10 protein-coding genes and 1 pseudogene are annotated in these 14,345 nt (G+C 70.5%); 2 read left to right on the plus strand and 9 right to left on the minus strand.

The window, feature by feature from the left end:
* Window positions 1-163: 163 nt before the first annotated feature.
* Window positions 164-602 (plus strand): annotated as a pseudogene (locus PV343_RS08470) (3'-5' exonuclease); the annotation flags it as partial.
* A gap of 29 nt (window positions 603-631) precedes the next feature.
* Here the strand turns inward: PV343_RS08470 and PV343_RS08475 are convergent.
* The 6 genes from PV343_RS08475 to PV343_RS08500 all read right to left on the minus strand — a co-directional run bounded on the left by PV343_RS08475 (window position 632) and on the right by PV343_RS08500 (window position 9,038).
* A complete protein-coding gene (locus PV343_RS08475; RefSeq protein ID WP_319146177.1) occupies window positions 632-2,290 on the minus strand; it encodes an N-6 DNA methylase in 1,659 nt (552 codons plus the stop codon).
* A 141-nt stretch (window positions 2,291-2,431) separates the two neighbouring features.
* Window positions 2,432-4,309: a discoidin domain-containing protein gene (locus PV343_RS08480; RefSeq protein ID WP_319146178.1), complete on the minus strand. Its 1,878-nt coding sequence runs from the start codon at window positions 4,307-4,309 to the stop codon at window positions 2,432-2,434.
* 173 nt (window positions 4,310-4,482) lie between these two features.
* A complete protein-coding gene (locus PV343_RS08485; protein WP_319146179.1) occupies window positions 4,483-5,880 on the minus strand; it encodes a GH1 family beta-glucosidase in 1,398 nt (465 codons plus the stop codon).
* Window positions 5,877-6,716 (minus strand): carbohydrate ABC transporter permease, encoded by an 840-nt coding sequence (locus PV343_RS08490; RefSeq protein WP_319146284.1) that lies wholly within the window; start codon window positions 6,714-6,716, stop codon window positions 5,877-5,879. The genes PV343_RS08485 and PV343_RS08490 overlap by 4 nt, the downstream gene beginning before the upstream one ends.
* A 13-nt stretch (window positions 6,717-6,729) precedes the next feature.
* The gene (locus PV343_RS08495; RefSeq protein WP_319146180.1) at window positions 6,730-7,716 is read right to left on the minus strand and encodes a carbohydrate ABC transporter permease; all 987 of its coding nucleotides are present in this window, start codon (window positions 7,714-7,716) and stop codon (window positions 6,730-6,732) included.
* Between the two features lie 5 nt (window positions 7,717-7,721).
* A complete protein-coding gene (locus tag PV343_RS08500) occupies window positions 7,722-9,038 on the minus strand; it encodes a sugar ABC transporter substrate-binding protein (RefSeq protein ID WP_319146181.1) in 1,317 nt (438 codons plus the stop codon).
* 196 nt (window positions 9,039-9,234) lie between these two features.
* Between PV343_RS08500 and PV343_RS08505 the strand changes: the two genes are divergently transcribed.
* Entirely contained in the window at window positions 9,235-10,524 is a 1,290-nt protein-coding gene (locus PV343_RS08505) for an ROK family transcriptional regulator (protein WP_319146182.1), read from the plus strand.
* Between the two features lie 80 nt (window positions 10,525-10,604).
* Here PV343_RS08505 and PV343_RS08510 read toward each other — a convergent pair whose 3' ends face one another.
* From PV343_RS08510 to fusA, 3 genes are all read right to left on the minus strand, one after another.
* A complete protein-coding gene (locus tag PV343_RS08510) occupies window positions 10,605-11,438 on the minus strand; it encodes a class II glutamine amidotransferase (RefSeq protein WP_319146183.1) in 834 nt (277 codons plus the stop codon).
* 35 nt (window positions 11,439-11,473) lie between these two features.
* The gene (locus PV343_RS08515) at window positions 11,474-11,821 is read right to left on the minus strand and encodes a carboxymuconolactone decarboxylase family protein (protein WP_319146184.1); all 348 of its coding nucleotides are present in this window, start codon (window positions 11,819-11,821) and stop codon (window positions 11,474-11,476) included.
* Between the two features lie 270 nt (window positions 11,822-12,091).
* On the minus strand, window positions 12,092-14,185 hold the full coding sequence (gene fusA, locus PV343_RS08520; protein WP_319146185.1) for an elongation factor G: 2,094 nt from the start codon (window positions 14,183-14,185) through the stop codon (window positions 12,092-12,094).
* Window positions 14,186-14,345 lie beyond the last annotated feature (160 nt).

Here is a 14,345-nt window from a genome sequence, read left to right on the forward strand (position 1 = left end):
CCTAGCCTTTCATCCGAGCCGGCTGTTGAGGGGAGCGATCAGCATGGACGGTGACGAGAAGCAGTACCCGGAGTTCCGGTTGCGGCTGCCGAACGGTGGGCCATACGCCCGCGGGCGTGTGCTGACCGAGAAAGGCATGAACGGCAGCGCGTAGTTCCTCATCTACGGCTCGGAGCAGACCGAGGTGACATCGCTCGTCGAACGGGTCCAGGACTGGATAGCCCAGGGCATCCGGCCCTCCGAAATCGGCGTCTGCGCCCGCTTCAACGTGCTCCTGGACAAGGCCTACGACAAATTGGGCGGCCGGTGTCCCGGTGGTGAAGGTCAAGGACAACCCCGGGCCGGACGTCGACGGCGTGCGGCTCGCCACCATGCACGCCATGAAGGGGCTCGAGTTCCGGTGCGTGGCCGTCCTCGGGGCGACGGCGAGTGCGGTGCCCTTCACACGCGAGGTCACACCGGCTTCCGTGGACGCGTTGCAGCACGACTCGGACCCGCTGCGCGAGCGATGCCTGCTCTTCGTGGCATGCACGCGGGCTCGGGAGGCGCTGGCGGTGTCGTGGAGTGGCGCGGCCAGTCCGTTCGTGCCTTCGGTCGGCTGACCTGGAAATCGGAGCGACCGTTTCAGCCGCTACTCCGTCGGTGCCAGTGCTCCGTTTCCCAGACCGTCCCGTGCCAGTGCGGAGGTCTGCTTGCTCAACTCGGACACCCGCCGGGTCAGTTCTTCGAATTCCTGCAGTGCGCGGAACGCGGCCCCGTACCGGCGCTGTTCGGCGATGCTCATCTGCGGGATCCGGGCGCCCTTGCCGTCGAGGCGGAACGTGCCGCTGGCGCTCGTGGACCTGCGGGTGTTCGCCGAACTGCGCAGGAATCCCTGGAGGAAGTCGGTGTCGAGCTGGTCGCTGACAGAGACCGGTTCCGGATCGCCGTACTGGACCAGTCCGGCGCGAGCGAGGTCGGCGACGCTGACGGACGGCCCGTCCAGTGCACTGGCGCCGGCGCCCTCGGTCAGCGCCGGCAGAAGCTCGGCCAGTTGCCGCACCTGGTGGGCCAGCTCCTTTTTCAGGGCCTGGTATTCGGCCACGAAGTCACGGTGTGACTCGGCGACGCGCCGCCCTGGGGTGAGGTCCACGGCGTCGTCGAGCAATTCGATCAGAGACACCTCCGCCACTTGGTCGGGTCTCGCCTCCAGTGAGCCGTCCGGATCGTTAGCAGTCAGATCGACCATACGTACACTGGTGACGGCGTCGCCGAGGGAACGTGGTCGGCGCAGCTGCCAGAGGTGTACGGGGAGCGCATGTGATGCCGCGACGCCCGGTGGCAGGGCGGTGATCTGGGTGAGGATCCCGCGCCGTACGAGTTCGGCGCGGATGCGGCGGCCTGCCTTTCGGTAAGCGACTGAGGCAGGCATGACCATGACGACGCGACCGCCGGGTGCCGTGTGCGCATAGGCGTGCTGCAGCCACGCAAGCTCGCTCTCGGCCCGTGAGGGTGTTCCGAACTCCCAACGTGAGTCCAGAAGCAGGTCTTCACGACCCCAGTCGGTGTCGTTCACCGGTGGATCGCTGACGACGAGATCGGCCTTCAGCTCCGGCCACCGGTCATGGCGCAGCGAGTCTCCTGTGACGATGTCCGCGTCCGCACGGCCCGTGAGGGCAGCTCGTAGTTGAGCGAAGCGCGCGCTACGGGGGTCCGATTCCTGGCCGCACCTTCGGGGTCCGTGCGCGGGTCCGACCGCGAGCAGCAGCGTGCCGATACCGCAGGCCGGGTCGAAGACGGTGTCTTCGGGCGCCACCTCTCCGGCGAAGTGCTGCACGGCGCGGACGATGCGTGGGGAGGTGACCTGATCCGATCCGGCCCGGCGGACGGAGTCGGTGAAACGTTCCGCGAGAGCGTTCACCACCTCGCTCGCTGATCCGCTGTCGGCCAGGTCCCGCGCCAGGCGTCCGGCGTCCTCCGGCAGCGCCTCGGACGGCTTGCCCGCGTCGTCGGCGAGCAGTTGCGCCACATCCGCGAGACCGCCGATCATGTCGTCACCGTAGGCTGCGCGCAGCGTCTGCCACAGCTGGACCTCTTGCGTGACGTCCTGCCCCTTGCGCTGCCCGTCCAGCCATTCCTGCACCTCGGCAAGGTCGAAAAGGGGGCTGTTCACCGCTCCGCCGGCAGGGGCGGGGAAGTCGTCGTACCGCCTTCTCCAGTTGGACACCGCGGCACGGGTCACGCCTGCGATCCGGGCGATCTCGGAACTGGTGACCAGGGACCCTGCCGGTGCCGCGGGCTTGTCTGCCATGGCCGCAACCGTACACAGCGATTTGCCTGACAGGCAACGATGCGTGTCGTTGACAAGGTCAACACACACTCAATGAAGGACTTGCTTTGCATAGGGTGACGGACGCGGGCCGGACGACTGCCCGGCGCGCGCAGCCGCCGCTCAGCCCTTCTGCTCCACCTTCACCCAGTCCACCTCAGCCCGCACTCCCCCACCGGCGATCTTGTCCACGCTCGACTGGGGCAGGCCCCAGTAGGGGCTGGTCACCTTGTTCCAGCCCGCCGGGTACGCCCCGCCCAGGGCCAGGTTGAGGATCACGTACTGGTTGTGGTCGTAGACCCACTGGCCTCGCGTCGACTCCAGGACGTTGCGGGTCGTCTCCTGGACCAGGTGATCGTCGACGTAGAAGCGCATGGCCGTCGGGGTCCATTCGACCGCGTAGATGTGCCACTGGTCCGCGGTGCCGCCGGCGGGATACGTCTGGCGGGCGCCGATGTTGCCGTCCGCCGAGTAGCCGGGGCCGTGCAGGGCCGTGCTGGTCCAGTCGCCGTAGCCGATGTTCTCCATGATGTCGGTCTCGCCGGAGGCCGGCCAGGAGACCGACGCGTCGTCGACGTTGCTGCCGAGCAGCCAGAAGGCGGGCCAGAAGCCGTCGCCCACCGGGAGTTTCATGCGGGCGCTGACCCGGCCGTACGTGAAGTCGAAGTGGGTGTTGGTGTCGACGCGGCCCGACGTGAAGTCGTAGGTGCCGCCGCCCGCCTTCGTGCAGCCTTTGCAGTACTTGGCCTGGAGGAGCAACTCGCCGTTCGCCACGCGGACGTTGTCCGTGGAGTCGACGTACGCCTGCGACTCGCCGTTCACCGGGCCCATCTCCGTGCCCGTGCGGACCACCCGCCACTTGGAACGGTCGAGGCCCGCTCCCGTGAAGTCGTCGAAGAACGTGGTGCGGTACGTGCCCGGCTGGTCGGCGGGGAGGGCGGGGTACGCCGCCGTCGCGCTGCCACCCGTGCCCCAGACCTGGAACTCGTAGAGGGAGTAGCCGAACTGGGCGGTGGCCGGTGCCGGGTTGTAGAAGGAGCGGCGTTCCTTGCCGAGCATGCGGACGTAGCGGCCGGTCGCCGGGGAGGGGAGCTTGACCGTGTCGTGCAGGCCGGCAGCGTCCCCGGGCGACTTCACGTTCGCGCGGCGGGCCGCGATGTCCGCCGCCGACGGTTCGTAGACGGTATGCCATGTGCGGTTGTCGTCCGACACCTGGAGCAGGTAGTCGACCGCGTACGCCGACTCCCAGTACAGGTCCACCGTGTCGATCGTCGAGGGCGCGCCCAGGTCCACGGACACCCAGCGGTCGGCGTTCCAGTCCGTCGACCAGCGGGTCGTGTCCCCCCTGAGGTCGGCCGGCCAGCCGCCGTCGGTGACGGCCGCCGGTGAGTGGCCCGCGTCCTGGTAGTAGTTGGTGTACGCGGGGTGGTTCAGGGCGAGGTCGGTGCGGGTCGTGGACGCCGGGGCCGGTTCGCCGCCGTAGATTTTGAAGTTCCAGAGGGAGTAGCCCCACGGGGTGGCGCGTTCCAGGCCGCGCAGGCGTACGTAGCGGCCGGTGACCTCCTGGGGGTAGGCGTGGGCCGTGACGGAGTCTCCGGTGCCGGCGGTCTCCGTGTAGAACGGGGTCCAGTCCGTGCCGTTCTTCGAGATCTCCAGGACGTACCGCTTGCCGTAGGCGGCCTCCCAGTCCAGCGTGACGTGGTCGACGCGGATCGTGCTGCCGAGGTCGACGCGGATCCAGGCGTCGTCGGCGAAGTTGCTGGACCAGCGGGTGGAGCCGTTGCCGTCGAAGGCGAGGCCGGCGGCGGTACCGGCGTTCTCGCTGCCGGAGGCGGTGACGGCGGCCGGGTTCACGGCGTAGGCGGCGGCCGCGCGGTCGGTGTCCCAGGCGGCGACGGCCGGGGCGGCGTGGGCGTGGGCGGCCAGCAGCGGACCGGAGGTCAGCAGGGCGAGGGTGGACAGGGCGGCGGCGAGCAGGGTGCGCGGGACACGGGATGGCATGCGGCTCTCCTCAGTGGGGTGGGGATGCGTCCGTTCCGTTCCAGTTATTGGCGCGTGCATGACAGATCAGCGTCTGTCGATCGCGTGCCGGTCGGGCGGGTGCCCGACCGACAGGTGAGGGACCGGTGGGTGCGGGCTCCCGTACCCGCGCCCACCGGTCGTCCGGGCCGGGCTCAGGCGGCCCGGCGTGCCTGGCCGCGGTGGACGCGGACGATGTCCGCGTACCGGTGTCCGCTGCCCTTGATCGTGCGCACCTGGGTGCGGTAGTCGACGTGGACCAGGCCGAAACGCTTGTCGTAGCCGTAGGCCCACTCGAAGTTGTCCAGCAGCGACCAGGCGAAGTAGCCGGCCAGCGGCGCGCCCTTGCGGGCCGCGGCGGCGCAGGCGGCCAGGTGGCGCTCCAGGTAGTCCTGGCGCTCCCGGTCGTCGACGGTGCCGTCGGGGCGGACCACGTCGGGGTAGGCCGAGCCGTTCTCGGTGACGAAGATCTTCCGGGCGTCGTACTCCTCGGTCAGGCGGAGCAGCAGCGTCTCGATGCCGCTCGCGTCGATCTCCCAGTCCATGCCGGTGCGCGGGACGTCCGGGCGGCGCACGGCGCGCACGCGGGGCGCGGGGCCGTCGGGGTCGTCGGCGACGTACGCCGGGAAGTAGTAGTTCAGGCCCAGCCAGTCCAGCCGGGTCGCGATGGTCTCCAGGTCGCCCGGCCGTTCGGGGAGTTCGACGCCGTAGGTGTCGACCATGTCGGCGGGGAAGCCGCGGCCGTGCACCGGGTCCAGCCACCAGCGGTTGACGTGGCCGTCGTGCCGGCGGGCGGCCGCCAGGTCCTCCGGGCGGTCGGTGGCGGCGTGCACGGTGGAGAGGTTGTTGACGATGCCGACCTCGGCGTCCGGGACGGCGGCGCGGATCGCCCCCGCGGCGAGGCCGTGGCCGAGGAGCAGGTGGTAGGAGGCGTGTACGGCGGCGGTGAGGTCGGTCCAGCCGGGGGCCATCGTGCCTTCGAGGTGGCCGATCCAGGCCGAGCAGGAGGGCTCGTTGAGGGTCGTCCAGAGCTTGACGCGGTCGCCGAGGCGGTCCGCGACCACCGCGGCGTAGTCGGCGAACGCGAAGGCGGTGTCCCGCTCCGGCCAGCCGCCGCGGTCCTGGAGCACCTGGGGCAGGTCCCAGTGGTACAGCGTGACGGAGGGGCTGATGCCCGCCTCCAGCAGGGCGTCCACCAACTCGTCGTAGAACGCCAGGCCCTTGGCGTTGACCGGGCCCCGGCCGCCGGGGATCACCCGCGGCCAGGCGACGGACAACCGGTAGGCGTTGGTGCCGAGTTGGCGCATCAGGCCGATGTCCTCGCGCCAGCGGTGGTAGTGGTCGCAGGCGACGTCGCCGTTGTCGTCGTTCGCGATCTTGCCGGGGGTGTGCGAGAAGGTGTCCCAGATCGACGGTGAACGGCCGTCCTCGGCGACGGCGCCTTCGATCTGGTACGCCGCTGTGGCCGTACCCCACAGGAAGTCGTGCGGGAGTGCGGCGAGGTCGATGCGTTCGGACACTGAAGTCCCTTCGGGATCAGGGGTGTGGGTCATTTGACGGCGCCCGCCGTCAGACCGGCGACCAGATAGCGCTGGAGGAGCAGGAAGCCGGCGACCACGGGCACGCTGACGACCAGCGAGGCGGCCATGATCTGGTTCCAGTAGACGTCGTTCAGGGTCGAGTAGCCCTGCAGGCCGACGGCGAGGGTCCGGGTGGTGTCGTTGGTCATGACGGACGCGAAGAGCACCTCTCCCCACGCGGTCATGAAGGCGTACACGGCGACCGCGACGATGCCGGGGATCGCGGCCGGCACGACGATTTTGAACAGCGCCTTCAGCGGCCCGCAGCCGTCCACCAGCGCCGCCTCGTCCAAGTCGCGCGGCACCGAGTCGAAGTAGCCGATCAGCATCCAGATGGAGAAGGGCAGGGAGAACGTCAGGTACGTCAGGATCAGCCCGCCTCGGGAGCCGAACAGGGCGATGCCGGTGGCGTTGCCGATGTTGACGTAGATCAGGAACAGCGGGAGCAGGAAGAGGATGCCCGGGAACATCTGCGTGGACAGCACGGTCACCGTGAACACGCGCTTGCCGCGGAACTCGTAGCGGCTGACGGCGTAGGCGGCGAACACGGCGATGACGACCGAGCAGACGGTGGCCGTGCCCGCCACGATCAGCGAGTTCACGAAGTACTTGGCGAGCGGGACCGTCGACCAGATGTCGATGTACGGCCGGATGGTCAGACCGCTCGGCAGCCAGCGGAACTTGTCCGTGACGTCGGCCAGCGGCTTCAGCGAACTGGAGACCATCACGTAGACCGGCACCAGCACGAAGCCGGTGAGCAGCGTCAGGAAGATCCGCCGGGACCAGGTGAACGTACGCGGCGGCGCCATCGGGGAGCTGTGGTCAGACATCGGCGGCCCTCCGTCCGCGCGAGGTGAACAGGAGGTACACGCCCGTCACGACCAGCAGGAAGAGCAGCAGCAGGACCGACATGGCGGAGCCCGTGCCGAAGTTCCAGGTGACGAAGGACGCCTGGTAGATGTGCACGGAGATCAGGTCGGCCGCCTCGGGGGCGGACCTGCCGAACAGCACGTACGGGGTGTTGAAGTCGTTGAACGTCCACAGGAACAGCACCAGGATGAGGACCTGGTTGACGGGGCGCAGCGACGGCAGCGTGATGCGGCGGATCTGCTGCCACACCCCGGCGCCGTCCAGCGCGGCCGCCTCGTAGAGCTCCTTGGGGATGTTCTGCAGGCCGGCCGTCACGATGAGAAAGGCGAACGGCCAGCCCTTCCACACCGACACGACGAGCAGCGCGTAGAAGCTGTTGTCGCCGATGAGCCAGAAGGACGGCTTGTCGGTGAGGTGCAACTGGTCGTGCAGGACGTGGTTCACCAGGCCGTTGTCGTGCTGGAACATGAACACCCAGGTGATCACGGCCGCGTAGACGGGCAGCGCGTACGGCACCAGGAACAGGGCGCGCAGCAGGCCGCGGCCGCGGAAGGTGTCCTGCATGAAGACCGCGGCGGCGGTGCCGATCAGCCAGCACAGTCCGACGGAGAGCAGGGTGAAGCCGACGGTGACGAAGAAGGAGTGCAGCAGCGCCTCACCGACGGGGGCGTCGAAGTCCACCGACACCTTGTAGTTGCCGAGGCCGGACCAGGGGGCGCTGCCCCAGTCGCGGATGTAGAGCTGGGTGAGCTCTTTGAAGCTCATCACGATGCCGATGACCATCGGCACGAGGTGGACGAGCAGTTCGAGGAGCAGGGCGGGCAGGAGCAGCAGGTACGGGAGTCCGATGCGGCGGATCCGCCCGGGGCGGCGGCGGAGTTCGCGCGCCGCCCCGGGGGAGTTCTCGCGGACCGGCTCCTTGAGAGCGGTCGAGGTCATGGTGCTCAGGCCGCCGGCATCTGCTGCTGGGCCTTCTCCAGCTTCGCCTTGACGGAGTCGGTGGTCACCGCGCGGCCGGCGGCGACGTCGGCGAACAGGTCCTTGACGGCCGTGCCGACCTCCGTCTCGAACTGCGACTCGGCCGCGACCTGCGGGAGCGCGGCCGCGCTGGTGGCGAGGGTCTGCTTGAGGACCGCGGTGGCCGGGGTGTTGAACGCCGCGTCGGACTGGGCGGACTTGACCGGCGGGATCGACGTGTACGCCGTGTTGAGGATCTTCTGCTCGGCGTCGCTGGTCATGAAGTTCACGAACTTGGTGGCGCCGGTCAGGTTGTGGCTGTTCTTGAAGACGGCGATGTTGATGCCGGCGACCATCGAGTTGGTCTGCGCGCCGGTGCCGGGGGCGCCGGACTGGACGGGCACGGGGGCGATGCCGTACGCGTCGCCGCTCATGCCCTGCGACTTGAGGTTGGCGGCGGCGGACTGCCACAACAGCATGGCCTGCTTGCCCTTGGCGAAGTCGCTGACCGACTGGTTCTGGGCGTACTCGGCGTCGTTGGCCGGGATGACCTTGTCCTTGGCCATCAGGTCGACGTACTGCTTGACCGCGTCGACGACCTTGGGGTTGGTGAAGTCGGGCTTGCCGTCGGCGGTGAAGAAGTCGGCGCCGTGCTGCTTGGCGAAGACGAAGACGTGGTGGATGTTCTCAGAGAGGTTGGAGCCCTCGGCGCCGAGGACGTTCTTGCCCTTCGCCTTGATCTTCTTGCCGTCGGCGATCAGCTCGTCCCAGGTGGCCGGGGGCTTGCTGATGCCGGCGTCGGCGAAGATCTGCTTGTTGTAGTAGAGCGCGTACGCCATCGAGTACAGCGGCACCGCCGCCGGGTCCTTGCCCTGCGCTCCCGTCGAGCCGAGCGCCGAGTCGACGAACCGGTCCTTCCCGCCGATCTTGTCGAAGTTCTTCGCGTCCCACGGCAGCAGCGCGCCGGTCGCCTGCAGGGAGGCGCTCCAGGTGTTGCCGATGTTCAGCACGTCCGGGCCCTGGCCGGAGGTGGTGGCGGTGAGGATGCGGTTGAGCAGGTCGGACCAGGGCACGACCTCCAGCTTGACCTTGATGCCGGTCTGCTTCTGGAACTTGTCGAGTTCCGGCTGCAGGACCTTCTTGTCGATCGCGATGCTGGCGCCCTGGTTGGAGGCCCAGTAGGTGAGCGTCTTCGGCGAGTCGTCGGACCCGCCGCCGCTCGACGAACCGCCTCCGCAGGCCGTAGCCGCGAGGGCGAGAGACATGGTGACGGCGCCTACGGCCGCGGCTCGGATGCTGCGCATGGCTCCTGGTGTCCCTTTCCGGGAGTCGAGTCCCCTGAGGGGCGCGTCGCGGGAACCGACACCCCGTTCGGCTCCCGAAGCCCCTCATGGCTTAATTTAGGATGTGAGTTAAACCTCAAGAGAAACGCTCGTCAAGGGATCCGGCACCGTGGACCGGCCCGACGGGCCCCCAAAACGCGCGAACCAGGGAGGTCGGGTGGCAGGGCTGAGCGGCCGTACGGTGCGTGACCTGCGGCGGGAGAGCCGGAGCACCGTTCTGCAACGGTTGTATTTCGACGGCCCGATGAGCCGGCAGGCCCTGTGCCCGGCGACCGGGCTGAGTTCGGGCTCCGTCAGCAACGTCGTGGCCGAACTGCTGGCCGACGGCCTGGTGGAGGAGGCCGGCAGCGTCGGCTCCGACGCCGGCCGGCCGCGCCGGCTGCTGCGCATACGGCCCGACAGCGGCCGGCTGATCGGCGTCGACGTCGGCGAGACCCGGGTCCGGGTCGAGCTGCTGGACCTCGGCCTCACCGAACTCGCCCGCGCCGAACGCCCCTTGGGGCCACGCGGGTACGACGTCGACGCCGTCGTCGGCCATGTGCGCGAAGGCATCGCCGACGTGCTCCGCACGGCCGGGCTCGACCCGGGCGACCTGCTCGGCGTAGGCATCGGCGTCCCCGGCATCATCGAGGACACCGGGGAGGAAGGCGCCGTCGTCCACGGCCAGACGATCGGCTGGGACGCCGTACCGCTCGAACGACTGCTGCGCCGAGGCGGCCAACTCCCCGACGAGGTGCCCTACTTCATCGACAACGGTGCCAAGACGCTCGGCCAGGCCGAGATGTGGTTCGGCGGCGGACGCGGAGCCCGCAACGCCGTCGTCGTCCTGTTCGGCTCCGGCGTCGGCGCCTGCGTCGTCACCGAGGAGGCCGCCCAGGGGCGGGCGGTGGAATGGGGGCACCTGACGGTACGCGTCGGCGGCCGCCGCTGCCGGTGCGGCGCCCTCGGCTGCCTGGAGGCCTACGCGGGCGCGGAGGCGCTGGTGGCCCGCTGGCGCGAGGCGGGCGGCCGCCCGTCCGCCGGCGCCGGGGAGGAGACCGCCCTCACCGAACTGCTCGCCGCCGCCCGCCCCGCGGCCGGCCGCGACCCCGACCCGGTGGCCGCCGCCGTCCTCGCCGAGACCGCCGAGTACCTGGGCGCCGGCCTCTCCGACCTGATCAACCTCTTCCAGCCCGAACGCGTCCTGATCGGCGGCTGGGCGGGCCTCCAGCTCGGCGGCTCCTTCCTGGACGAGGTCCGCGCCCACGCCCTCGCGCACGCCCTGCGCTTCCCCGCGGGCCGGGTCGGCATCGAACTCGGCCGCCTCGGACCGGACGCCGTCACCGTCGGCGCGGCGGTCCTCCCCCTCGCCGCCTTCTTCGCCCGCGGCGGCAGCCGCCCCCGGCCGGCGAACCGGAGCGTGCCGTCGCCTGCCTGGCGGACGGCGCTGGACGGGAGGTTGGTGTGACTGGCGACTGGCGACTGGCGACTGGCGACTGGCGACTGGCGACTGGCGAGGCTGTCACACGTGATCAGGTCGACCGGCAGTCAGGGCAGTTCGGGTCGGAACTCCTCGAGGAGGTCGCGGCCCGGCTCCACCACGCCGTACGTGTTCGCCGGTACCTCGTTCCAGGCGCCGGGAAGGTCGCCCAGTGGTTCCGAGACCACCAGGCGGGTCTCGTCGGAGACGTCCTTCAGGAAGTCGGTGTCGGGATGCAGCGCCCTCAGGTCGTCCACTCTGCGGCTGTAGTACAGCGACCTCGGTGTGCCCTCGCTGGCGTAGCGGAACACCCACAACCTCTCCCCGTTGGCCACCGCGATCGTCATCTGCATCGGGGCGGGCACCGCGTGTTCGTCCGCGACCCGCTCGACGAAGCCCACCATCCGGGCCACCGCGCCGGGCGGGTCCTCGTCGAGCCCGAACGTCAGCGCCAGGTAGAACATCGTCTCGGAGTCGGTGGTGCCCTCGATCGACGAGAAGAGCGCCGGGTCGACGCCGAGGAGGAGCGACCGGCGCAGCTGGTGGAAGCCGGCGATCGCGCCGTTGTGCATCCACATCCAGCGGTCGTGGCGGAACGGATGGCAGTTGGTCTGCTGCACCGCCGTACCGGTCGAGGCCCGGACATGGGCGAAGAACAGGGGTGCGCGGACGTGCCCGGCGATCTCCTGGAGGTTGCGGTTGCTCCAGGCCGGGCCGACGTCGTGGAAGACGGCCGGGGTACGCGCGTGCGTCGCGTACCAGCCGATTCCGAAGCCGTCGCCGTTGGTCGTCTCCACGCCCATCCGCGCGTGCAGGCTCTGGTCGATCAGCGAGTGTTTCGGCCGGTACAGGACCTCTTCGAGGATCAGGGGTGTGCCCGAGTAGGCCAGCCAGCGGCACATGGCTCACGCCCTCCCTGCCGGTTCCGCGCGGCGCGTCATGCCTCGTCCGCCCCGGCCAGGTCCAGGTCGAACGCGACCCCGATGTTCCGTGCCGCTGACACCACCCGGGCACTGCCGACGACCGGTGCGATCGCCACGAGCGTGCCCTGGACCTTCTCGAACGGCACCCCGAGCTGCTCCGCCGTGCCGATGTTGAGCAGGTAGGAGGCCGGCGCCGCGTCCAGGGCCACCAGGGCGGCGATACGGGCGAGCAGATAGGTCTCGGGGTCGAGTCCGGACCGCTCGAAGGTGTCCAGGGTCATGTGGACGAGCGTCTCGAACACGGGAGCGTCTGCCTCGGCGAGGGCGGCCATGCCGCTCGCGCCGGTGATTTCCTCGGTCATCTTCGCCTCACGCCTTCCGGGCAGCCGGGCCGGTGGTGTCCGCCTTCCACCTCATCCGGTGCATGGAGGGTCCGCATCGCCCGGGGAGGGTGATTCGGTGGCGTCGGCTGGGGCGGGGCGATGGGGGAAGCGGGGTCCGCCGCGGTCGGGTCGACTGACGGTCCGCACCACGCGTACTGCCGGTGCGTGGTGCGGACCGCAGACGGTATACCGCCGACCGCATACCGTCTGCGGAAGCCCGCGGCCTGTATACCGACGCCGCTACGACGCCTACCGGGCCGCGGCCGGGTGCGACCGCGACTGCGGCTGCGGCGGCGCCTGCGGCGCCGGTGCGTAGCCGGCCGGGCGGGTGGTGAACGTGCCGCGGCCCTGCGTGCGGCTACGCAACCGGGTCGCGTAGCCGAAGAGTTCGGCCAGCGGCACGGTGGCGGTCAGGACCGCCGCACCGCCCCGGCTCTCGGAGCCGGTGATCCGGCCGCGCCGGGCGGCCAGGTCGCCGAGCACTCCGCCGACCGCGTCCTCGGGCACGGTGACCGTGACCTCGGCCACCGGTTCCAGCAGGGCCATCGCGCAGGCGCGCAGCGCCTCGCGCAGGCCGAGCCGCCCGGCGGTGCGGAAGGCTGTGTCGCAGGAGTCCTTCACATGGGTCGAGCCGTCGGTCAGCGTGACCCGCAGCCCGGTCACCGGGTGGCCGCCGAGCGGACCGTCGGACAGGGCGTCCCGGCAGCCGGCCTCCACCGCGCGCACGTACTCCTGCGGCACCCGTCCGCCGACCACCGTGGACCGGAACTCGAAGCCTGTCGCGCCCGGTTCGCCCGTGAGCGGCTCCACGTCCAGGACGACATGGGCGAACTGCCCCGCCCCACCGTCCTGTTTGACGTGCCGGAACACCAGGCCGCCGACTCCGCGCACGACGGTCTCGCGATGCGCGACCCGTGGCCGGCCCACACTCACCTCGGGCCCGCCGTCGCGCCGGATCTTCTCCACGGCCACCTCCAGGTGCAGTTCACCCATCCCGGACAACACCGTCTGCCCCGTCTCGCCGTCGGTGCGGACGACCAGTGAGGGGTCCTCCTCGGCGAGCCGCGCCAGCGCCGTCGCCAGTCGGCCGCTGTCGGTGGCGCGGCGCGCCTCGACGGCCACGGACACCACGGGTTCGGCGACCACGGGGCGTTCCAGGAGCAGCGGGGCGCCCGGGTCGCACAGGGTGGAACCGGCCCGCGCGCCCTTCAGTCCCGCCAGCGCGACGATGTCACCGGCGACCGCCCGGTCCAGCTGGACGTGCCGGTCCGCCATGAGGCGGATGATCCGTGCCACCCGCTCGGTGCGCCCGGTGCCGGGGTCCCACACGGTGTCTCCTTTCCCGATCGTGCCCGAGTAGACGCGCACGCAGGTCAGGCGCCCGGTGCCGCTCGTGTTCACCTTGAACGCGAGCGCGGCGAACGGCGCCTCCGGGTCGGCGGCCCGCCGCTGTTCGGCGCCCTCGTGGACGCCGCGCACGGCGGGTACGTCGAGCGGTGACGGCAGGTAGGCCACCACCGCGTCCAGCAGCGGTTCGATGCCGCGGTCGCGGTAGGCGGAGCCGCACAGGACGACCACACCGTCGCCGGTGCGGGTGAGGTCGCGCAGGCAGGCGGCCAGGGTGGCGGCGGACAGCGTCTCGCGGTCGCAGAACTCCTCCAGGGCGGCAGGATGCAGTTCGGCCACCGCCTCCTCCAGCGTCCGGCGCCGGCGCAGGGCCTCCTCCCGGAGCGTTTCGGGAACCGGCGCCTCCACCGTCGTACCGCCGCCGCCGTCGTCGTCCCGCACCAGCGCGCGCATGCGCACCAGGTCGACGACGCCGGTGAAGTCGCCTTCGGCGCCGATGGGCAGCTGTACGACGAGCGGGGTGGGGTGCAGCCGTTCGCGGATGGAGTCGACGGCCCGGTCGAGGTCGGCGCCCGCGCGGTCGAGTTTGTTGACGAAGGCGATCCTCGGGACGCCGTACCGGTCGGCCTGTCGCCACACCGACTCGCTCTGCGGCTCGACCCCGGCGACGGCGTCGAAGACGGCGACGGCCCCGTCGAGGACGCGCAGCGAGCGTTCGACCTCGTCGGCGAAGTCGACGTGGCCGGGGGTGTCGATGAGGTTGACGCGGTGTCCGGCCCAGGCGCAGCTGACGGCGGCGGCGAAGATGGTGATGCCGCGGTCGCGTTCCTGGGGATCGAAGTCGGTGACGGTGGTGCCGTCGTGGACCTCACCGCGCTTGTGGGTGGTGCCCGTCGCGAAGAGGATCCGCTCGGTGACGGTGGTCTTGCCCGCGTCGACGTGGGCGAGGATGCCGAGGTTGCGGACGGTCGCGAGGTCGTTGACATGCGTGCGCACGGCCCATGGCCTTTCTGATGATCAGAGGAAAGAGGGGGGGCGGCGCGATCACCCTGACGAGGACAGACCGGCCCTCACCGGCCCGCCGGGAGGCGGAGGCCGGAAGGAAGAGGGCGGAGTGCCGGACGCGGAGGTGAACCGGGTCAGGGACTCGTCAGGG

Source organism: Streptomyces sp. WI03-4A (assembly GCF_033792105.1).
Taxonomy (GTDB): domain Bacteria; phylum Actinomycetota; class Actinomycetes; order Streptomycetales; family Streptomycetaceae; genus Streptomyces; species Streptomyces collinus_A.